Consider the following 20,796-nt stretch of genomic DNA (forward strand, 5'->3'; position numbering starts at 1 on the left):
ATGACGCATGCACTGACCGTGTTTTTTATAGGCCTAAAATAGAAATCTTTTAAATGTATTTAAGCACTTAGCCTTTTAATTTTTTATTAATCAGGCACATCATAGCTTGGCTTTTCTGGATTTAGACCAAACGAATATACAAAGGTTCCTATAAGGCTATTAATGATAATAAATGGCAAATCAATGGCCACATGGCCGAGTAAATAGCGGCCGATGAGCCACGACACAATCAACATAATTATGAAAAATGCGCCGAGGTATCTTAAGATAGTTGGATGTTTGAGATGATAAGGCTGCTCAGGTTTTGGTTGTTTATCGAGAATATAGGTTCTTACTGCCCAACCGGCCGCGTAACAAAATCCACCCAACACCACATAACTAAAAAAATTCATATTGCCCGACTCTGATTAGAGGGTTGTTTATCATAAATACTGATTTATAAGGACTTTTTAAATACTGTCATTTCAAGCTTTGTCGTTTAAAGCATTGTCATTTCAAATACTGTCATTGACGTTATCAATCACAATATTGGCGTGAGGATTGGCTAAAATATCGGTATTAACGTCATCACATTCGACGCGATAAATGGTATTGGCACCGCGATAAATGTAAGACAAGTACTCACTATCTAGTAGCGGATCGATATTGGCATAAACAGGCTTCACATGCGCCAACACCAGCACTCTATCTGGACGACCAATCACCGCATCGACATTATCAGGGTCGATAGAAAAATACGTCGGGATATCACTTTTTGCAAGCACCTCTAACGGTTCAGCGTCATCCCAAACGCGCTTAGCGCTAGCAGGCTCTTTCATTTGCATGACCCAACCGCCGCCCTGTTGGCTAACTTTTATTTGCGCCGGCTCATCACGACTGACTGTGTAGCAGCCTGCAAATATGGATAAATCCGCTGGCGCCTCAGCTTTTTTGGCATCAGCTGGCGTATTACTGTCATTACAGGCACTCAAAAACAGCGCGCTACTTGCCATTAGAGCGACCATTAAAGGCATTAATTTTTTATTCAAAACATTCGAGCTTACGGACATCATGGATTTATCCTGCATTGGTACATAAAAGCTTATATTGTGCTTATTGTGCTAAGGCATGTCCGCACAATCACAGCTATTTTAACAGAAAACGGCAGCGTTACCGCTATGATATGTGCTTTTGCCCTTTTATGGTTTTTATTCCTAGCAGTCACTGATAGATAAGCGACCATAAACAAGCAAGATTTGCTATACTCAACCCTAAAATAGATGGTGCTAGCCTGTGCAAAAATAACGCTAGAAACCCTCTTTGCTCGATGTTTATTACTTATTAGGCTCATACTTTTTTATGTCAGAAAACTCTACTTCAGCGCGTTCATTTAATACGAGCAATCCGCTTGCTGCCAAAGCAAATACGACGGTTGCCTATACCGACGGCGCTTGTAAAGGCAATCCAGGTGCTGGCGGCTGGGGCGCGCACTTAATATTTAGCGATGGGCAGACGCAGGATTTGTATGGCGGTGAACAAGTAACCACCAATAATCGCATGGAGCTGATGGGTGCGATACAAGCATTGACCCATAGTCCGCGTGAGCAAATCCTTGAGATTTGGACAGACTCAAGCTATGTGAAAAAGGGTATCACCGAATGGATTGAAGGCTGGAAAAAACGCGGCTGGAAAACGGCCAGCAAAAAACCGGTGGCCAATCAAGACCTTTGGCAGCAATTAGATGCGCTTTGCCAGCAGCGCGATGTCGCTTGGCACTGGGTGAAAGGTCACGCCGGACACGCGGGCAATGAAAAAGCTGACGAGCTAGCAAACTTGGGCGTGACGTCTAGCAGTGAAGATTTGAAAACCGCTAGCTTGCAAGATTCTGCTAAAAAAAAAGACCGACTGATGACTGATAACAAGCAGAGTCCGAGCAATGATTGGTTAAAATTTGACCCATTAGGCTTTGATATGATGGATGATGAGCTTGATGAGTCGCTATTAGATGGTCAAAATCTTACTGACGATATGGTAAATACAATATCAAATCCAATGGCAAACACAGATATGTTAGTAGAAGAGAATCACAGTCCCTATAATGCTAATGAACCCATGAGAAATACTGTTATGTCAGATATAGATACGAATATGGATACTGAAGTAGAAACTAAAACGGAAGCTCGCATAGACACGGACACACCGACATTCGATGGTGACACTAGCCGAGCCAATCCGCATTTTATACCCCTGCTACCCAAACCTATCCACCGCCATGAATCTGACCGCCAGCTCATTATGGATACGGAGACCACCGGTCTTGACCCTATGAAGGGCGACCGCATTATTGAGGTCGGTATCGTAGAGTTAGTCGGGCGTAAATTTACCGGCGAGAAACTGCACGTCTACATCAATCCGAAGCGCGGAATGGATGAGGAGGTGATTCGTATTCACGGAATCTCTGAAGCGTTTTTAACCGATAAACCGACCTTTGATCAAGTGGCTCAAGCGCTTTATGACTTTATGGACGGTGCCGAAATCATCGCTCATAACGCTACCTTTGATATGAACTTCTTAAATATGGAGTTTGCCAAAGTTGGCATGCACGACTTTGCCGAGCGCGTACGAGTGACCGACTCTTTGATGATGGCAAAACAGCAATATCCGGGGCAAAAAAATACCCTAGATGCTCTGGTTCGTCGCTTAGATGTCGGTAAACAAGACCGTACTTTCCACGGCGCATTACTTGACTCGGAGATTTTGGCGGAAGTTTATCTGGCGATGACCGGTGGGCAAGTCACGCTGGCGATTGAGGAAGATACCCAAGCCGATGGCGGACATACTGCCCATGCAAACTTTGCCGATTTGGCGGCTTTATTGCTCGAGTCAAGCAGTAATGAGAGCGCCAATCAAGGCTGGTATGCGTCGCTTGCGGACGATTATCCTGCGCTTAAAGATAAAATGTAACCCGTGAAGCATAAGTCATTAAAACGGTTTTTTATATGAACATAACGCCTTATACTGACCGTTAAGTAAGTAAATCTTGATTGTTATGCCGATAAGCGTTAAAACCTTATTTATAGACATTTTCAAATGCTCATCTAAACCTTTGCTATTTTCATCAGTACGTCATGGAAAAAAACAACTATGAATCCTTCTACACAAATGAAATTAACCGCCCCGACCTTGAGTGTGACTGATTTTAACCTACCATCGCTGCATTTATTGCACGATGAAATTAAGGTTATTTTAAAAGATACTGAAATTCATTTGGGCGAATTTAATGATGATGATAGCCAAGCGCCTTTATTGTTAGACTCTATTATTGTCCTAAAACAGCTGTCTTGTATTTTTCAGCTGATATCTTCGGTCGGGGCAGAAGTGCTCAATAACGCCATCGTCAATGGCTTGCAAAAACTTTATGACAGCCGTGATAATAATGATAATGCTTTGATTATGGATTTATCAGAAGCCATTATGACGCTTGATCGTTATATTGAGTTTATTTTGCTGACCGAATCGGTAGAGCCGACTTTACTCCTGCCTATCATCAATAGACTCAACGCTCATGGGCAAGCAGCACCGATCGATGTCGATTATTTTGCCGCGTTTGGTCATAGCAGCGTCATTATCGCTAATCCTGAAAACAACTTTCAACCGCTTAACGAGCTCAATCTTGATAGCGAATTATTAACTTATGCTTATCGTAGTGGACTTGGCGTTGCCTTATTAAATCAAGACGGTAAGGTAAGTGAGGATGAGCAGCAAAAGCTCGATGCGATGTCGGCAGCGTGCGCCTTGATAGCAGCAAATACCAACAGCCTGTTTTGGCAAGCAGCCACCGCTGCCGTTACGGATATTGCCAGCATTTTGCCGCTAAGCTTAAGCCAAAAACACACGCTCATTTATTTAGAGCAGCAGTTTCAAAGCTATCTGCCAGTAATGGACACGCGCTTTGCGCACTTGGTCAGCTTTGCTTGCCAGCGCGATACCAAAGAGGCACAAACGCTGCGTGAACTATATGCCGCCAATCAATTGGAAGACTCACAGCGCAAACAAATGGCGCAGTTCCTATTTGGACCCAATCGTGCTTTAACCGATACCTTAAACACCATTATTCAAGCGCAAATCAACACCATCAAAGAAAATGTCGATAGCTACGCACGCGGTGATTCTATCAACCCTGTTGATATGCAAACCTCGCAAATCACCGAGCAACTGACTGAGCTGCGTTCAGCTTTTCAGTTATTGGGTCTGGCAAATGCTGCAAACAGTCTCAATGCTGCCGCAGAAGCGGTGAAAAAATGGCGCGCGCCTACGCCAGAAGATTTTGACCATTTATTACTCGCTTTGATGCACGCAGAAAACGCCACTATCGCCATGGCAGAGATGCATACCCCTGGGGCAATCTATTTACCTTTGAATAATCCGCATATATCATTGCATCAGCTGAATACTGCCTATGATACCCTGATACAAGAAAGTCGTACGGCGATTGCCAGCGCCGAACAAGCCATCACCGATTATTTGGCTGAGCCTGAGCGCGATGTATTAAATATTCAAAATATTCCTGAAATGCTGCGCCAAGTGTCAGGTGCAGTGCGCTTTTTACAGCTGCCAACGCCCGCCAGTATGCTTAGCCAATTGGCAAGTTATTTGCAGCAGCGTATCGGCAACGGCGCCCGCTTAGATGATGGTACTTTGGCTTATATTGCTGATGTCATTATGGCCGTTGACCATCATTTAGATGGCTTTGAAAACAATCGCCCAGTCAGTAAGCAAGCGTTAGATGTTGGGCAACAAAGCTTAAGCCAACTGCTTGCGGCATAATTTTAGCGTACTAAATAAGTAGATTAGATAGCTTACTTATTTAGTTATCATCTAACTGCTTATTTTAAACAGACTCCTACCCAAACGGATAAGAGTCTGTCTTTGATTGTTTGGAAACTGAACCTATGAGCCACGCCTTTATACTTCGTGACGAGACGATTTTATGTCGTCAAACGCCTCATGGCTGGTGGCCTATGCAGGTTGAGTTACCACAGTCTGATATCGATAACCCAGCGTTAAACACTCATGACACTCATAGCACGCAGCGAGCCTATCAAGTTGGCCGAGTGACACTATTTGAAAGCCTAGCGCCGACTCATTGGCTACCTAATGATGATAGCCGTCAAAACAAAAACAGCTTGACTGCTTTTGAAAGCGAAACTGCTAATACATTTACTACTAATGCTTTTACGTCAAAAGCTACCTTAGCAATGACTTATGATTATGCGATAGCAAATCATGTTACGTTGCCTAAAATTTTAGAAAATGCTGAGTTAGAAAGTCGCGGTTTAACAAGCAATAATAAAGAAAAAAATACTTTAGGTAATGACGAGTGTGCTTTTATTGCGTATCGCCTGCTTATTACACAGCTGCCATTTGCCTTATCTGACCAACTTAGCCAAGCCATACAGTTGTTACGCTGGCAAGCAGACACGCAGTTTTGTAGTCGCTGCGCAGCTCCTGTTGTCCATACCAACCACGGTGAGCGCGCGATGGTCTGTCCTGTTTGCCGCTTACGCCAATATCCACGCGTGCAGCCGTGTATCATCACCGCTATTACCCGACCCAATCCGCAAACGGGTGCCATGCAAATTTTATTGGCGCACCATCATCGTTATGGGCAACAAAAAACTCCTCAACAAGCGCTACAATATGGTTTGATTGCCGGTTTCGTAGAGGTCGGTGAAAGTTTAGAGCATGCGGTGGTACGCGAAGTGGCAGAAGAGGTAAATATTAGTCTCAAAGACATTCGCTATGTCAGCAGTCAACCTTGGCCATTTCCGTCCAATTTGATGCTCGGCTTTCGGGCGGCGTATGCGGGTGGAGATATCGTCATACAAGAAAACGAGCTGTCACACGCCGATTTTTTTGACCTGACAAATTTACCAAAAATACCGTTTAAAGGTAGTATTGCCTATGCACTGATTGCACAAATTGCTCATGAACAAGGCATCTCGCTCTAATCGATATTTAATTTATAAGACCAAGATGTCTTTTATTAAATATCAATACTCTTGATAAATAACGCTATTACCCTATTTGTTCATATTAGCACTTAGTACTAATATAAAGGTTTTACATTAAATGCAAAGCACTACCAGTAACAACAGCAATCTTATCCGTCTTACCAATCTACCTATCTTGTTCGATAGCTTGGACCTAGAGCGCTTACCAGCCGCAACCCAAGCAAAGATTGCGCGTATTGACGCCTGCTTGCCGCAAACCCAATGCGGGCTTTGTGACCATGCCGATGGCTGCTTGCCGTATGCGGTGGCGATTGTTATCGACAATGAGCCTTATAATAAATGTGTGCCCGGCGGTCAGCCGGTGACTGATGCGATTGCGCAAATCATCAATCAAGATAGCAGCGATACACAACCACTTAACGCTGAGCCGTCAAAATGGCCGATAGATTCCAGCTCGCAGCGTCCAGTAGAAGTGCGCGCGGTGATTCGAGAAGATGATTGTATCGGCTGTACCAAGTGTATCCCCGCATGCCCTGTTGACGCCATCGTCGGGACTGGCAAGCATATGCATACTATTTTTACGGACTTATGCACGGGCTGTGAGCTATGTATTGCGCCCTGCCCAGTTGATTGCATAGACTTAGTCACCGTTGAGCGTACCCAATCGACAACTGAGCGCACGCTTGAACAAGAGGATTTGCGCCAACGTTATCATACGCATTTAAGACGCGTTAGTAAGCAGCTAGCGGATAGCAGCAATAGCAAGCCGGTGGTCAGCATGGTAGAAGCCAAGCTAAATAATGCCGCCAGTCAATCGTTAAATATCAGCGAAGAACAAGCAAAAAATACCATTGCCGCAGCTAAACTACGCAGTAAAATCAAGAAGTTAGAAAAGCAGCTGAGCGTGCGTCCAAACGCTAGCAAACAGACGGAGCTTGAAGCATTACAAGCTGAGCTTACCCAACTTTAATGGCTGATACTCTCTTTTGAATAACCAATGAATAAAATAATGAATAAAACAGTGCTAACAATACCATGAGTAAAACCGTTAAACATAAAACTGCCGATACGCCGCCATCGAGGCGCATGCCCAATCGTGATGTACGGCCGTTTTTTGAGAAACTGGCTGCGACGATTGATGAGCCAGTGACTGAGCTCAATTATAACAGCAACTTTGAGCTGCTTATCGCCGTCATATTATCGGCGCAGGCGACCGATGTCAGCGTCAATATCGCCACCAATAAGCTTTATCCGGTTGCCAATACGCCCGAGTCCATTTTGGCATTAGGCGAAGAAGGACTAAAAGCGTATATTAAGAATATCGGTTTATATAACGCCAAAGCCAAAAACGTCATCAAAACTTGCCGTGACTTGATTGAGAATTTTGATAGCACCGTTCCTGATAACCGTAAAGATTTAGAGTCTCTAGCAGGCGTTGGGCGTAAGACGGCAAACGTGGTGTTAAATACCGCTTTTGGACAGCCGACGATGGCGGTCGATACCCATATCTTTCGCGTCGGCAATCGTACTGGCCTTGCTACGGGTAAAAACGTGTTAATCGTTGAGAAAAAACTGCTCGAACGTATTCCCGATGACTTTATCGTAGATGCGCATCATTATTTGATTTTGCATGGGCGCTATACTTGTCAAGCTCGCACGCCAAAATGCGGCGCGTGTCCTGTTTATGAAGAATGTATGTTTAAAGACAAAGCCAAGTTTTTAGAGCTTTAAAGACTTTTAAAGATTTTCTTTCTAAGTACTTCAGCTTTAACTTAAGGAAGCAGGATGCAAACCTTGACCGCACTCGTATTTGACGACTTTGAAACTTTAGACTTATTTGGACCTATTGAGCTATTTGGTAGTTTACCTAACGAGTTTCACATTCAGTTTGCGTCAATGAAAGGTGGTATCATTCATAACCATCATGGTGTTGCCTTGCAAACTGTCGCAGTAGCAGAGTTAGCTCATCAAACGAATATACTATTGGTCGTCGGCGGTAAAGGTACACGTCCACTGATTAATGATAGTCATTTTTTGCAGACCTTGACCATGCTCGCTGACAATGCCGACTGGGTACTTAGCGTCTGTACAGGTAGCGCTCTATTGGCGAAGGCAGGTGTTTTGGACCATAAACGAGCGACGTCGAACAAGCGTGCTTGGCAATGGGTGACCGAACAATCAGATCAGGTGGATTGGATAAAGCAGGCGCGCTGGGTCGTAGATGGCAAGTTTTACACTTCTTCAGGCGTCACAGCTGGCATGGATATGGCGCTCGGCTTTATTGCTGACAGACAAGGTCGCGATAACGCAAAAGAAGTTGCTGTCTATACAGAATACCGTTGGCAAGAAGATAGCCGCCTCGATGATTTCTACAATAGTTAGGCGTCATGGCTGACACTAGAGTTTTAGCTCGATTCACGTTAAAATACCATAATTTTTTGATTCACTTTTACCTTCTATTTTCCGTTAACATTTAATAATGACTGATTTTATATATTACAGTCCCTGCAATTAAGCGATCCCACTATGCGCGAATACAACTTATTTACCTCAGAGTCTGTGAGCGAAGGCCATCCAGATAAAATGGCTGACCAAATCTCAGATGCTATCCTTGATGCCATTTTACGCCAAGATTTACATGCCCGTGTGGCGTGCGAAACGCTGGTTAAGACAGGTGCTGTCATACTGGCAGGCGAAGTCACCACGACTGCCAATATCGACGTTGAACGTATCGTCCGTGATACGGTAAATGGCATCGGTTACCATCACTCAGACTTGGGCTTTGATGGCGAGACCTGTGCCGTTATTAATATGCTGGGTAAGCAATCTCCTGAAATTGCTCAAGGTGTCGATCGTAGCGATCCTGAAGAACAAGGTGCCGGCGACCAAGGCTTAATGTTTGGTTATGCCAGCAATGAGACCGAAGTATTGATGCCAGCGCCTATCGAATATGCCCATCGCTTGATGGAGCGTCAATCTGAGCTGCGCCGCGGCGGTGAGCTGCCTTGGTTACGTCCCGATGCCAAAGCACAAGTGACCCTCAAATACGACGGTAATAAACCGATTGCCATTGATGCGGTGGTGTTATCAACACAGCATGATCCAAGCATCTCACAAACAGATTTGCAAGAAGCGGTCATGGAATCGATTATCAAACAAGTACTGCCAGCAGACTTATTGCACGCTGGTACGCGCTATCATATCAACCCAACTGGCAAATTTGTCATCGGTGGTCCTGTCGGCGATGCTGGTTTGACTGGTCGTAAAATTATCGTCGATACTTACGGCGGTATGGCGCGTCATGGGGGCGGCGCCTTTAGTGGCAAAGATCCTTCAAAAGTCGATCGCAGCGCTGCCTATGCAGTACGTTATGTGGCCAAAAATATTGTCGCTGCCGGTATTGCCGATCGCTGTGAAGTACAAGTCAGCTACGCGATTGGCGTTGCTGAACCGACTTCGATTTCGATTAATACTTTTGGTACTAATAAAATCAGCAATGATGAAATTATTAGCTTAATTCGTAAGCATTTTGACCTACGTCCTTATGGCATCACGCGTATGCTCAATCTATTGCAGCCGATGTATCAGCAAACTTCAACCTTTGGACATTTCGGTCGTCAAGGCTCTGAAACTGCCTTTACGTGGGAAAAAACGGACAAAGCGGAAATTTTAAAAGCCGATGCAGGTTTATAAGACTGTTTACTTGTTTGCATTTTTTAGATGTATTCGGTCTTTATACTTATCAAGTTTAAAGACCGCCATGATATATTCAAATTTACTTACCATTCTTAGGAGTCGCTTATGTCTCAAGATAATATGCCAGACAATGCTCAAAATGACGCGCTAAACGACGCTTTAAATGACGCTTTAAATAATAGCCAAAACGACGAAATTGATACCGCTCTTGAAATCACTCCTGAAATGCAAGCGTTCTATCAACGTGCTGACGAAATCATTGGCGTCGCCAATAGTCAACTGGGCCCTAACGCTCACTCAGGCCAAGTTGGCGCGTCATTGCTGTATGCAGCAGCGCGTTATAGTGCGTCAGTTGCCTCGATTGGCTTTGTAAAAGGCGATGATTTTGCTAAAGAAAAAGACGATATCGTTGAGTTTTATACCAAACAATATCGCCAAATGTTAAGCGACAACTTGACTGATTACGCACAAAACTTTGATAAATATGTGCAGCTTAATAAAGAGGATAAACCTGCGCAGTAAGTTTATAAAAGCTCTAAGTTTATAAAAGCTCAGTCAAGAAACGTATAAGAATTAATATCAAAAGCCCAAGCCTTCGTAGCTTGGGTTTTTTGTTACTCTAATAATATGCTTATTAAATATCAGCGACGAATTAAAAAACGAATAGCACATTTGCTTTTTGTTTGAAACTGGCGTTTAATGCAAGAATAAATGATAAAAACGATATAAGGATATTTATTATGCGCGCGCTCTCTACTTTCAAACTTACAGTCACCATAAGCTTTATGCTAGCTTTAGCAGGTTGTAACAATATTAGTTCTAACTCAAACCCGATGCCTGATAGCACGCCCATTCAGCCGCCCGCCTCTAACACCAGTCAACCCCCAAAAGGCCTTGTAGCACAGTGTCCAACCTTTGACCCTGCAAAAACCATGTGTACAGCGCAATACGATCCGGTCTGCGTAAAAACGCAAGTCGGCTCAGTGATAAGCTATCGTACGGCGGGCAATGCTTGCTCAGCTTGTAGCACTCCTGAAGCCGTCAGCTATGTCAAAGGTGAATGTTTATAGTGACAGTGTGGCTGTAAAATTGTCGTTGTGAAAACTACCAGTTTAAAACCTATAAATGATTAAATGTCCATAAAAAATCCTAAGACAACGATGCATCTTAAGATTTTAAATGACAATTATTATATTGTGTTTTTAAGTAAAACCAACGGCAGCTAACTACATGATTAGTTTAATAAAAACGATTTTAAAGCCGATATTTTTAGAACCGCTAACAGTAGGTTCGCTTTAAATCAATCAGTGCGACTGGGATGAGTTTTGCGTAGCCTCTGTGATAGCGGCAAGCAAGGAAAATTTATACCAGTTGCACGTGCTAACTCACGTATCTATTGATTTTACACCGACTATACGCAGCTTAATTAATCACCTTTAACAATTTTAGGCGGACCTTTTAATAAGTCCTCATCGACAAACTCACTGGCCGAATTATGGTCAGCTGACTCATCAGTAATATAACGCTGCTGATTGCGATATAAGATAAGTCGGTCGCGGCTCATACCGCGCAGTAACGCATACATCATCACAAAGATGACCAACGCAAAGGGCAGACCTGCCACGATAGCCGCCGCTTGCAGGGCATCTAAACCGCCCGCTGCCAATAATATGGCAGCAATCAAGCCTTGCATCAACGCCCAAAATAAACGCTGGATTTTGGGTGGATTGGTATCACCGCCCGCCGTCAGCATATCGATGACAAAACTGGCTGAGTCTGATGAGGTCACAAACCAAAGGACAATCATCACCACAATTAATAAGGTAATCGGTTTGGTCAATGGATAATATTCAACCAGCTTAAAGATGGCACTACCGTAATCGGCTTGCACTGCCGCGACCAATCCTGGGCTAACTACCTCAGGATTCATGCCGGCGAGCAGCTCCATTTGTATCGCCACACCGCCAAAAGTCGTAAACCAAAAAAATAAAATCGTCATCGGTATCAGCAGCACGCCAAATACAAACTCACGAATGGTACGTCCACGGCTGATACGCGCAATAAAGACACCGACAAATGGCGACCAGCTGACCCACCATGCCCAATAAAATATCGTCCAAGCTTTTTGCCAATCGGTATTACTATAGGCTTCGCTCCACGTCGACAACGTGACGATGTTTGCCAAGTAGTTGCCTACGTTTTCTATAAAACTGTCAAAGATAAATAGCGTCGGGCCTAAAATTACCATAAACGCCAATAAAATACCGGTCAGCCCCATATTAATATCACTAAGACGTTTTATGCCTTTATCAAGACCGAGCATCAGTGAACCACAAGCTAATGAGGTCACAAAAGCAATGATAATAAACTGTATCGTTAAAGTAGAGGGAATACCAAATAATCCCTCAAGGCCCGCGTTAATTTGCATAACGCCAAGACCTAAAGAGGTCACCACCCCAAACATCGTCCCAAACACGGCTAAGACATCGACCGTATGCCCCCATTTACCATAAATCCTTTGTCCAAGAATAGGATAAAGGGTTGAGCGTATCGATAATGGCAGGCCACGGCGAAAATGGAAATACGCGAGCGACAGCGCAACAATGGTATAAATCGCCCATGCATGCAGCCCCCAATGCAAAAATGACAGATTCATCGCTTGTTTTGCCGACTCAAGGGTTTCTGCTTCCCCAAGCGGCGGTGCCATAAAATGATATAAAGGCTCAGCCGTCCCCCAATACACCAGTCCAATCCCGATGCCCGCCGAAAACAACATTGCAATCCATGAAAATAAGCTATATTGCGGTCGCTCCGTCTGTTTGCCTAGACGTATATCACCGTAGCGACTGGCAGTCAGATAAATACAGAATACCAATGCCATATTGAATAAGATGATAAACAACCAGCGGAATTTTTCGGCGATAAACGCCTGTAAGAAGCTAAAAAGTGTTGCTGCCGTTTCAGAAAATAACGAACCAAAGATAATAAAACCGACGATTAAGACACTTGAGGTAATAAACACCGGTTTATTTACCTTTGGAAAGGGTCCAAGTTTACTTACTTTTACTTCGTTCATTGGCTAAAACCTTAAATTTAAGAAAGGCTACCTTAACAAACTGCGCCCTAATTATCAATTTACTACAAGATAAGGGCGACTAGACTCTTTTCTTAGTAATATGACTCGCAGTCTAATTAGTTATTTAAATGGCTATCGAGGTAGTAATTGCAGCAGCCTACCTTTATCGCCATCTTCTAATAACCACACTTGCCCATCGACAGTTAAGACACTACGAATTCGTTCACCCATATCATAGCGGTAGCGTTCGGCAGCGCCGTTATTGTCAGCAAACTTAACCACGATAAGCGCTTTTGAGGATAAGCCGCTGATAAGGGCATTACCTTGCCACGCTGGGAAATCATTATATTTACCAGTCTGATAAATGCTCATCGACGACGGTGATATTACAGGCGTCCACGATATCTTTGGCGCGACGAAATCAGGGCGCGTATCATGATCAGGGATATCCGTCCCGGAATAATTGCGTCCGTTCGAGACCACGGGCCAGCCGTAATTATTGCCTTTTTCTATCAGATTAAATTCGTCACCACCGCGCGGCCCCATTTCATGCGCCCACAACCTACCTTTATCATCGAATGCCATACCAAGTACGTTACGATGACCAATCGTCCAAAATTGGGCGGCAATGTCGCTACCATTTTGTGCAAATGGATTATCGGCTGGCACTGAACCATCGGCATGTAATCTGATAATTTTGCCCAGATTCACCCTCATATCTTGGGCTGGTGTTTTTTCTTGACGCTCACCTGAGCTGATATATAAATACTTACCATCAGGTGAAAAAAGCAAGCGATGGCTATAATGCCCTTGTCCTTTTAGTTTCGGGGTTTGCTCCCAGATGGGCGTTATGGCTTGCAAGCGTGGCGCGTCAGTATCTAAGCCCGTTAACGTCGCTTTGATAACTTTTGCCCCAAATTTATTACTGTCGCTTCCTGCACCTGCCTCGACATAGCTGATATAAACATTATTAGAAGTGGAAAAATCTGGTGCAAGAATGATATCGCCAAGTCCGCCCTGCCCGCCATACGCTACTTTTGGTATGCCAGTCACCGCTGTCTTGACACCTGTTGCCGTATCAACAAGCAAAAGCTCGCCTGCTTTTTGGGTCACAAGAAGCTTGGGTGGCTGATTATGAATGCGAGGTAATGCGGTCATTGCCCAAGGTTCATCAAAGCTAGCAACCGTCTTGGTTGTAAATGTGGGTTTTTCAGTATTAGCTAGGGACTCCTTGACAGAGGCTTGTCCTTCTTTATACTCGGAAAGGTCTTTATTGGTATTGACGGCGGCAGGATTGGAGCATGCAGAGGCACTAAACAGCAGTGATGTCATGACTAATGATAATAGTAATGGCGTATTTGTCGATTTTTTATTGTTCATCATCCTGATGTCATCTCCCTTAAATTTTTCATATTCTTATATTGAGCTATCATTATTTATACCACAATCAAAGCGCGCAAACGGTAAATAATATGGGCGCACAAAAAAACCCCCTTACCTGCCTATATAAGATATAGAGAAGTAAAGGGTTTTTAGGTTTATACCATTCAGCAAATGATATTTAACCAATGGACGTTAAAACGAACGTTTATTTTAGCTCATTCTAAGCTTATCAAAGGTCAACTCATCATCAGCGCCGACATCGATTTTGATGATATCACCTGGGACGAAATCACCGGCCAACAGTTTCAATGATAATGGGTTTTCGATCTCTTGCTGAATAGCACGTTTTAGTGGACGCGCACCATACACAGGATCATAACCCACTGCGACCAGTTTATTCATCGCATCTGCCGACAGCTCGATATCCATCTCACGCTCTTGAATACGCTGACGTAAGCGATCCAATTGAATATCAGCAATACCAGCCATTTGCGACATGCCAAGCGGATGGAAAACCACAATCTCATCAATACGATTGACGAATTCTGGGCGGAAATGCTGCCCGACCGACTCCATGACTTCCGCTTTGATATCCTCGTAGCTCTCACCGACCATTTCTTGGATTTTATGCGAACCCAAGTTACTGGTCATAATAATAACGGTATTTTTAAAGTCGACCACGCGGCCTTGCGAATCGGTCAAGCGACCATCGTCTAGCACTTGTAGCAAGATATTAAACACGTCAGGATGCGCTTTTTCGACCTCATCAAACAATATCACGCTATAAGGCTTACGGCGTACCGCTTCGGTCAACGTACCGCCCTCTTCATAACCGACATAACCTGGAGGTGCGCCCACCAAACGGCTAACGCTGTGTTTCTCCATGTACTCACTCATGTCGATACGAACAATTGCATCCTCACTATCAAACAAGAAGTTCGCCAGTGATTTGGTCAACTCCGTTTTACCAACACCCGTTGGCCCAAGGAACAAGAACGAACCTGAAGGACGATTCGGGTCGGACAAACCAGCTCGGCTACGACGCACCGCATTGGCGACAGCTTCGACAGCTTCATCTTGACCGATGACGCGCTCATGGAGCTTTTCTTCCATTGCCAGCATCTTGTCACGCTCGCCTTGCATCATTTTGCTCACTGGAATACCAGTCGCCGCTGCTACAACTTCGGCGATTTCGTTATCCGTGACTTTATTACGTAGCAGTTTTACACCGCTATCTTCACCGCTTTGCTCTTTTTGCTCTGCCAAATCAGACTCGTGAATACGGCGCTCAAGTTGCGGAATGGTTTCATACTGCAGCTTACTCATGGTCTCGTAGTCGCCTTCACGACTGGCTTTATCATAAGCAATACGCGCTTTATCCAGCTCGTCTTTTAGCTGCTGACTGCCTTTAACGAGCGCTTTTTCTGCCTGCCAAATCTCATTAAGATCCGCGTATTCTTTTTCTAACTCTTCAATTTGGCTATCAAGTACTTTACGCTCTGCTTGCGCGCCCGCGTCTTCTTCGTTTTTGAGTACTTCACGCTGCATTTTTAACTGAATTAAACGGCTATCTAGCTTTCCGAGTGCTTCAGGTTTGCTGTCCATCTCCATACGTAGGCGACTTGCCGCTTCATCGATCAAATCAATTGCCTTATCTGGCAATTTGCGATCGGTAATATAACGATGGCTCATGCGCGCTGCCGCAATAATCGCGCTGTCTTGGATATCGACACCGTGATGCAACTCATAACGCTCTTTTAGACCACGCAAAATCGCAATGGTGTCTTCAACCGTTGGCTCATCGACCAATACTTTTTGGAAACGGCGCTCAAGGGCGGCATCTTTTTCGATAAATTGACGATACTCGTCCAAGGTCGTCGCACCGACACAGTGCAGCTCACCGCGAGCAAGCGCAGGTTTTAGCATATTGCCTGCATCCATCGCGCCTTCTGACTTACCGGCGCCGACCATGGTGTGCAGCTCATCAATAAATAAGATGACATTACCTTCTTGCTTCGCCAAATCACTCAGAACCGCTTTGAGACGCTCTTCAAACTCACCGCGGAATTTTGCCCCCGCAATAAGCGCCCCTAAGTCTAACGACAATACTTCTTTACGGCGCAGTCCTTCTGGCACATCACCATTGATAATTTTTTGCGCCAAGCCTTCAACGATGGCGGTTTTACCAACACCTGGTTCACCGATGAGCACAGGGTTGTTTTTGGTACGACGCGATAGCACCTGAATGGTACGGCGAATCTCTTCGTCACGACCAATCACCGGATCGAGCTTACCAAGCTCCGCCTGCTCAGTTAAATTAATGGTATATTTATTCAACGCATCACGCTGATCTTCGGCGTTTTGATTATTCACCGTTTCATCACCTCGCAGTTGCTCAATGACCGCTTTTAGTTTACTTGCCGTCACCCCAGCACTTTCAAATATCTTTTTGGTGTCGCCTTGCTCAGCAAGTGCCAACATCACCCATTCAGTGGCGATAAAATCATCGCCCTCTTTTTGCGCTTGGCGATCGGCCAAGTTCAAAATCTTCACCGAATTTGGGTTTAGATTAACGTCACCAGTTGGCTCGCTAATTGTCGCCTGATTGTCAAGCGCTTTAGCCACGCCATTTTTTAATGCTGGAATAGACGCGCCGGCTTGCTGACAGATAGATAAGTTAGACTCATCTTGTAGCAATACGGCCAGCAAATGCACAGGGTCAATCCCAGTGTGGTCGCGACCTAGCGCCAAACTTTGGGCTTCTTGAATCGCTGATTGCAATTTTTGGGTAAATTTCTCGAATCTCATAGTGTGTCCTTTAATCATTAATAGTCGTTTGTATCTGCTAGTCGCTGCGGCTTTTTATAAGTATTAAGATGCCGTAAGCTTTTCGTTGTTATCTATATAAGGTTTGTTGAGTAATATTTCAATGTCATTTTAACTATTGTCAATAGTATTTATTGACTTTTTGGTATCGACCTATACAGCATATATGAGCAAAAATAAAATCTGCAAAAAAAATAAAACCTTACTCATAACAATGATATAACGTTAAAGTATTAATAGGCACATTTATAAGAGATTTCAAGAGAGATTAATAAAGAAAAATTAGGAAGTCTTGAGGCTGTACGGACACAGAGAAATATATTTTAGCGGACGACTAAAACAGTTAAATGCGGGAGATTAACAAACTATTTATTCTACAATTTCGATCGGTGTACCAACATTTACCGCAGCTATGATTTCATCCATCTCATCATTGGTCACGGCTATACAGCCTTCCGTCCAATCGCGTTGCTGGTTCAGTAGACCCAATGCACCAAAACCGTTTTTTTGCCCATGAATCATGATATCACCGCCAGCACTGACACCTCGCGATTTGGCTCGGGCTTTATCGGTAGTATTTGGATAACTTATGTGGATAGAGCGGTAATATCCAGATTTTTCATTTTTATAATCAAGTGTATAAGAACCTATCGGAGTGCGCTGGTCACCTTGTTGCTGCTTATGTCCAATAGGATTACCACCGAGCGCAATGTGATAAGACTTAATCACTTTATCATCACTTAGTAGCTGCAGGGTACGAGCGGATTTATCGACAAAAACTTTATCAACCACAATATTGTTAAGCATGGCTTGTTTGTTCTTTGAAACACCCTCAGCAGCAACGGCACTCGTGCTAGTCATGATAGCGAAGCTAATACCCATGACAATAAATAACCAAGGTGAATATTTACTATTTATATTGAAAAAAGACATAGCTTTTGCTTCTTAAAGGTAAGCGTTCATTGATAAAATCATCTTTGATAAGAGAGCAAAAGACTATGCCAAGTTTATGCAAACGTTATAAATTAAACTTAAATTTGCTGCAATCAAAATCTAAAATCACCTTACACCATACGAATTGCACCATCTAGGCGAATCACTTCACCATTTAAGTAAGCATTATCGATAATATGTGTGACCAATTTAGCAAACTCACTAGGGTTGCCCAAACGCTTCGGATAAGGCACGCCTGCTTCTAGCTGTTCGCGCGCTTTTTCAGGGATAGTCTCCATCATCGGCGTGGCAAAAACACCAGGAGCAATCGTCATGACGCGAATACCGTGACGTGCCAGCTCACGCGCTAGCGGTAAAGTCAAACCAACGACGCCCGCTTTCGATGATGAATAGCTTGCTTGCCCTACTTGCCCATCAAAAGCCGCGATAGATGCGGTATTGATAATGACACCATTATCAGCATTCTTCTCTGCGTCGCTTTCTGTATTATTGCCGTTCGCCACGCGCTTAGCAATACTGGCCGCCACCAAACGTGCGACGTTAAAAGAACCCACGAGATTAATATTAACCCCGCGGCTAAAAGCATCAAGATCCGCTGGATTGTTTTCACGATCAAGCAGCTTTTGTACCACAGCGATACCTGCACAGTTAATGGAACCTTGCAGACCACCAAACTCTTTTTCAGCCAACTCAACGGCCGCTTGCACCTCATCGCCACTGGTCACATCACAACGTACAAAGCGTACATTGTCACCTAGCTCATTGACCAAAGCTTGCCCAGTTGACTCGTTCAAATCAGCAATGACGACCTTGCCGCCTTGAGCGACGATAGCGCGAACCACTGACTCACCTAAACCTGACGCACCGCCGGTAACCAAAAAACTGTGTTGTTCCATTTGCATAATTATTCCTTTAATCGAGGTTTTTACTGGTATTTTTTAAGCTAACCATAATGAATTCACTGTAAAATAGATACAGTGCGACTGGGATGAATTTTTCGTAGCCTCTGCGGTAGTAGCAAGCAAGGAAAATTTATACCAGTCGCACATAACTATTAGCGTAACGATGTTATCTTGAATGGACTATACTTTATTGTCTTAAACGGCTATCGAAATCTCCAATAATCTATGCCGCAGACAAACTGCGCAGCAAGAAACGCTGGATTTTACCGCTTGGCGTTTTTGGTAATTCCGCGACAAATTCAACCTCACGCGGATACGCATGCGTCGATAGGCGTCTGCGAACCAAATCTTGAATTTCCTTGGCAATCTCATCTGTCCCTTTAATGCCTTCTTTTAGCACCACATAAGACTTAATCGTATGACCGCGCACTTCATCTGGCACGCCAACGGCGGCGGATTCTGCCACTGCCTCATGCTCGAGCACGGTGTTTTCCACATCCGTAGGCCCTACGCGGTAACCTGCCGTTATAATAATGTCATCATCACGCCCAGAGAACCAATAGCTGCCGTCACTATGGCGCTCGACTACATCGCCAGTCAAATAGTAATCATCCACAAAGGCGTCTTTTTCATTCCAGCTATAACCGCAGAAATAAAACGCAGGCGATTGGCTAACCACTACGGCAAGCTGTCCTTGTTCACCATCAGGCAATACTTGCATGTCATCATCCAATACGACGAGTGTGTGACCCGGTAGCGCCATGCCCATCGAACCAGTAGGACATTCATGTGCTAATGCATGGTGCGCACAGCAGGTCATACCCGTCTCTGTTTGGCCGTATTGGTCCTTTACTTGGCAGTTCAAATACGTCTCAACCCAATTAACCACTTCGGTATTTAAAGTTTCGCCTGCTGAGTTGGCACAGCGCAGTGATAAACGGGCGCTAGCATCGTCATGTGATTTCTCAAACACACCGCTCGATTTCATCATCCGAAACGCCGTTGGCGAAGAGGCCAAATTGGTAATCTTATGACGAACCATAAAGTCGCGGGTATTGGCAGCATCAAAGCCCGCCTCGTTAAAGTAAGTCGTGACGCCCATCAATAAAGGCCCCGTAATCGCGTAATATAGCCCATATGCCCAGCCGGGATCGGCCATATTCCAATAGTTATCATCAGCGCGCAAATCAATCGCATAGCGCATATACAGATAAAAAGCAGATAGCGCTGATAACGGCACACTGACGCCTTTTGATTTACCGACCGTACCCGAGGTAAACATTTGCAAAAACGCTGTATCTTCATTGAGCAAAACCGCCTCTAGCGTTTGCGGCTGGGTCGCCATCATCTGAGCACAATTATCATCAGCCCATTTGCTTTCACTATCAGCTTGCGCATCATTCTGACTGCCCACCATGACCATTTTGGTCTGCTCGGCTAAGTCTTCGAATTTACTGCGGTTATCAATATTGGTAAAAACCACTTTGGTATTGGCTTTATCCATGCGGTATTTAATCGAATCATAGCCAAAAGCGGTAAATAGGGGTTGATAGACTGCGCCAATCCGCCAAGTCGCTAGTACAATGGTGAGCAGCTCAGGGGTACGCGGGAGCATGGTCGCTACTTGGTCGCCAACTTGTACGCCGTAGGATGTTAATAAATTGGCCACTTGCGCACTTGCTTTATCAAGCTCTGCAAAAGTCATGCGCGTCACATTACCAGCCGTATCTTCATGCACTAAGGCTAGATTATCGCCGCGCCCGTCACGCACATGACAACCACAGCAAGCCATATAAGCATTTAAACGGTCATCTAAATGCTCGCCATAGATTTCTGCCAATAACGCATTCATATCAAAATTATGATAGTAATCGTTGTAGCTCGTTGGTGTGTGGGTAGTATCTTTAGTAGAGTTTGCGGACGAATGATTGGAAGAGGTGGTGTTCATAAGCTAATCCTTTAGCAA

General features: G+C 44.4%; 17 protein-coding genes. 9 read left to right on the forward strand and 8 right to left on the reverse strand.

What is annotated here, in order from left to right; genetic code table 11:
• Positions 1 to 86 precede the first annotated feature (86 nt).
• Together JFC07_RS02395 and JFC07_RS02400 are read right to left on the reverse strand one after the other, a co-directional pair.
• Positions 87 to 392, reverse strand: coding sequence for a hypothetical protein (locus tag JFC07_RS02395; RefSeq protein ID WP_068408862.1), 306 nt, complete (start codon positions 390 to 392; stop codon positions 87 to 89).
• A gap of 102 nt (positions 393 to 494) precedes the next feature.
• The gene (locus tag JFC07_RS02400; RefSeq protein WP_390625393.1) at positions 495 to 992 is read right to left on the reverse strand and encodes a hypothetical protein; all 498 of its coding nucleotides are present in this window, start codon (positions 990 to 992) and stop codon (positions 495 to 497) included.
• Between the two features lie 346 nt (positions 993 to 1,338).
• Between JFC07_RS02400 and dnaQ the strand changes: the two genes are divergently transcribed.
• The 9 genes from dnaQ (at position 1,339) to JFC07_RS02445 (ending at position 10,759) form a co-directional block, all read left to right on the forward strand.
• Positions 1,339 to 2,943 (forward strand): DNA polymerase III subunit epsilon, encoded by a 1,605-nt coding sequence (dnaQ, locus tag JFC07_RS02405; RefSeq protein WP_198328042.1) that lies wholly within the window; start codon positions 1,339 to 1,341, stop codon positions 2,941 to 2,943.
• 180 nt (positions 2,944 to 3,123) lie between these two features.
• Positions 3,124 to 4,806 (forward strand): hypothetical protein, encoded by a 1,683-nt coding sequence (locus JFC07_RS02410; RefSeq protein ID WP_198328043.1) that lies wholly within the window; start codon positions 3,124 to 3,126, stop codon positions 4,804 to 4,806.
• Between the two features lie 125 nt (positions 4,807 to 4,931).
• Positions 4,932 to 5,990 carry an NAD(+) diphosphatase gene (nudC, locus tag JFC07_RS02415; protein WP_198328044.1) on the forward strand — a complete coding sequence of 353 codons (1,059 nt, stop codon included), beginning with the start codon at positions 4,932 to 4,934 and terminating at the stop codon, positions 5,988 to 5,990.
• A gap of 121 nt (positions 5,991 to 6,111) precedes the next feature.
• Complete coding sequence (locus JFC07_RS02420) at positions 6,112 to 6,963, forward strand: RnfABCDGE type electron transport complex subunit B (RefSeq protein WP_198328045.1); 852 nt, start codon at positions 6,112 to 6,114, stop codon at positions 6,961 to 6,963.
• A 65-nt stretch (positions 6,964 to 7,028) separates the two neighbouring features.
• The gene (gene nth / locus JFC07_RS02425) at positions 7,029 to 7,724 is read left to right on the forward strand and encodes an endonuclease III (RefSeq protein WP_198328046.1); all 696 of its coding nucleotides are present in this window, start codon (positions 7,029 to 7,031) and stop codon (positions 7,722 to 7,724) included.
• 54 nt (positions 7,725 to 7,778) lie between these two features.
• Positions 7,779 to 8,375: a DJ-1/PfpI family protein gene (locus JFC07_RS02430; RefSeq protein WP_198328047.1), complete on the forward strand. Its 597-nt coding sequence runs from the start codon at positions 7,779 to 7,781 to the stop codon at positions 8,373 to 8,375.
• 144 nt (positions 8,376 to 8,519) lie between these two features.
• Entirely contained in the window at positions 8,520 to 9,686 is a 1,167-nt protein-coding gene (metK, locus tag JFC07_RS02435; RefSeq protein ID WP_198328048.1) for a methionine adenosyltransferase, read from the forward strand.
• Positions 9,687 to 9,914: 228 nt separating this feature from the next.
• Complete coding sequence (locus JFC07_RS02440) at positions 9,915 to 10,211, forward strand: DUF3144 domain-containing protein (RefSeq protein ID WP_102077162.1); 297 nt, start codon at positions 9,915 to 9,917, stop codon at positions 10,209 to 10,211.
• Between the two features lie 218 nt (positions 10,212 to 10,429).
• Entirely contained in the window at positions 10,430 to 10,759 is a 330-nt protein-coding gene (locus JFC07_RS02445; RefSeq protein WP_144297078.1) for a hypothetical protein, read from the forward strand.
• 356 nt (positions 10,760 to 11,115) lie between these two features.
• Here JFC07_RS02445 and JFC07_RS02450 read toward each other — a convergent pair whose 3' ends face one another.
• The 6 genes from JFC07_RS02450 to JFC07_RS02475 form a co-directional block, all read right to left on the reverse strand.
• Positions 11,116 to 12,765 carry a BCCT family transporter gene (locus JFC07_RS02450; protein WP_102077144.1) on the reverse strand — a complete coding sequence of 550 codons (1,650 nt, stop codon included), beginning with the start codon at positions 12,763 to 12,765 and terminating at the stop codon, positions 11,116 to 11,118.
• Positions 12,766 to 12,897: 132 nt separating this feature from the next.
• Complete coding sequence (locus JFC07_RS02455) at positions 12,898 to 14,148, reverse strand: PQQ-dependent sugar dehydrogenase (RefSeq protein WP_198328049.1); 1,251 nt, start codon at positions 14,146 to 14,148, stop codon at positions 12,898 to 12,900.
• Positions 14,149 to 14,358: 210 nt separating this feature from the next.
• Positions 14,359 to 16,956, reverse strand: a complete 2,598-nt coding sequence (gene clpB, locus JFC07_RS02460) for an ATP-dependent chaperone ClpB (RefSeq protein ID WP_198328050.1) — start codon at positions 16,954 to 16,956, stop codon at positions 14,359 to 14,361.
• 387 nt (positions 16,957 to 17,343) lie between these two features.
• The gene (locus JFC07_RS02465; protein ID WP_198328051.1) at positions 17,344 to 17,907 is read right to left on the reverse strand and encodes a L,D-transpeptidase family protein; all 564 of its coding nucleotides are present in this window, start codon (positions 17,905 to 17,907) and stop codon (positions 17,344 to 17,346) included.
• A gap of 131 nt (positions 17,908 to 18,038) precedes the next feature.
• Positions 18,039 to 18,830, reverse strand: a complete 792-nt coding sequence (locus JFC07_RS02470; protein WP_198328052.1) for an SDR family NAD(P)-dependent oxidoreductase — start codon at positions 18,828 to 18,830, stop codon at positions 18,039 to 18,041.
• 223 nt (positions 18,831 to 19,053) lie between these two features.
• Positions 19,054 to 20,778 (reverse strand): AMP-binding protein, encoded by a 1,725-nt coding sequence (locus JFC07_RS02475; RefSeq protein WP_198328053.1) that lies wholly within the window; start codon positions 20,776 to 20,778, stop codon positions 19,054 to 19,056.
• Positions 20,779 to 20,796: the final 18 nt, after the last annotated feature.

It is taken from the genome of Psychrobacter faecalis, from assembly GCF_016107575.1.
Classification (GTDB): Bacteria; Pseudomonadota; Gammaproteobacteria; order Pseudomonadales; family Moraxellaceae; genus Psychrobacter; species Psychrobacter faecalis.

Excerpts from the sequence above, each read along its gene's own strand:
- JFC07_RS02395 (WP_068408862.1), bottom strand. The coding sequence starts at position 392 with ATGAATTTTTTTAGTTATGTGGTGTTGGGTGGATTTTGTTACGCGGCC.
- JFC07_RS02400 (WP_390625393.1), bottom strand. The coding sequence starts at position 992 with ATGGCAAGTAGCGCGCTGTTTTTGAGTGCCTGTAATGACAGTAATACG.
- dnaQ (WP_198328042.1), top strand. The coding sequence starts at position 1,339 with ATGTCAGAAAACTCTACTTCAGCGCGTTCATTTAATACGAGCAATCCG.
- JFC07_RS02410 (WP_198328043.1), top strand. The coding sequence starts at position 3,124 with ATGAATCCTTCTACACAAATGAAATTAACCGCCCCGACCTTGAGTGTG.
- nudC (WP_198328044.1), top strand. The coding sequence starts at position 4,932 with ATGAGCCACGCCTTTATACTTCGTGACGAGACGATTTTATGTCGTCAA.
- JFC07_RS02420 (WP_198328045.1), top strand. The coding sequence starts at position 6,112 with ATGCAAAGCACTACCAGTAACAACAGCAATCTTATCCGTCTTACCAAT.
- nth (WP_198328046.1), top strand. The coding sequence starts at position 7,029 with ATGAGTAAAACCGTTAAACATAAAACTGCCGATACGCCGCCATCGAGG.
- JFC07_RS02430 (WP_198328047.1), top strand. The coding sequence starts at position 7,779 with ATGCAAACCTTGACCGCACTCGTATTTGACGACTTTGAAACTTTAGAC.
- metK (WP_198328048.1), top strand. The coding sequence starts at position 8,520 with ATGCGCGAATACAACTTATTTACCTCAGAGTCTGTGAGCGAAGGCCAT.
- JFC07_RS02440 (WP_102077162.1), top strand. The coding sequence starts at position 9,915 with ATGCAAGCGTTCTATCAACGTGCTGACGAAATCATTGGCGTCGCCAAT.
- JFC07_RS02445 (WP_144297078.1), top strand. The coding sequence starts at position 10,430 with ATGCGCGCGCTCTCTACTTTCAAACTTACAGTCACCATAAGCTTTATG.
- JFC07_RS02450 (WP_102077144.1), bottom strand. The coding sequence starts at position 12,765 with ATGAACGAAGTAAAAGTAAGTAAACTTGGACCCTTTCCAAAGGTAAAT.
- JFC07_RS02455 (WP_198328049.1), bottom strand. The coding sequence starts at position 14,148 with ATGATGAACAATAAAAAATCGACAAATACGCCATTACTATTATCATTA.
- clpB (WP_198328050.1), bottom strand. The coding sequence starts at position 16,956 with ATGAGATTCGAGAAATTTACCCAAAAATTGCAATCAGCGATTCAAGAA.
- JFC07_RS02465 (WP_198328051.1), bottom strand. The coding sequence starts at position 17,907 with ATGTCTTTTTTCAATATAAATAGTAAATATTCACCTTGGTTATTTATT.
- JFC07_RS02470 (WP_198328052.1), bottom strand. The coding sequence starts at position 18,830 with ATGCAAATGGAACAACACAGTTTTTTGGTTACCGGCGGTGCGTCAGGT.
- JFC07_RS02475 (WP_198328053.1), bottom strand. The coding sequence starts at position 20,778 with ATGAACACCACCTCTTCCAATCATTCGTCCGCAAACTCTACTAAAGAT.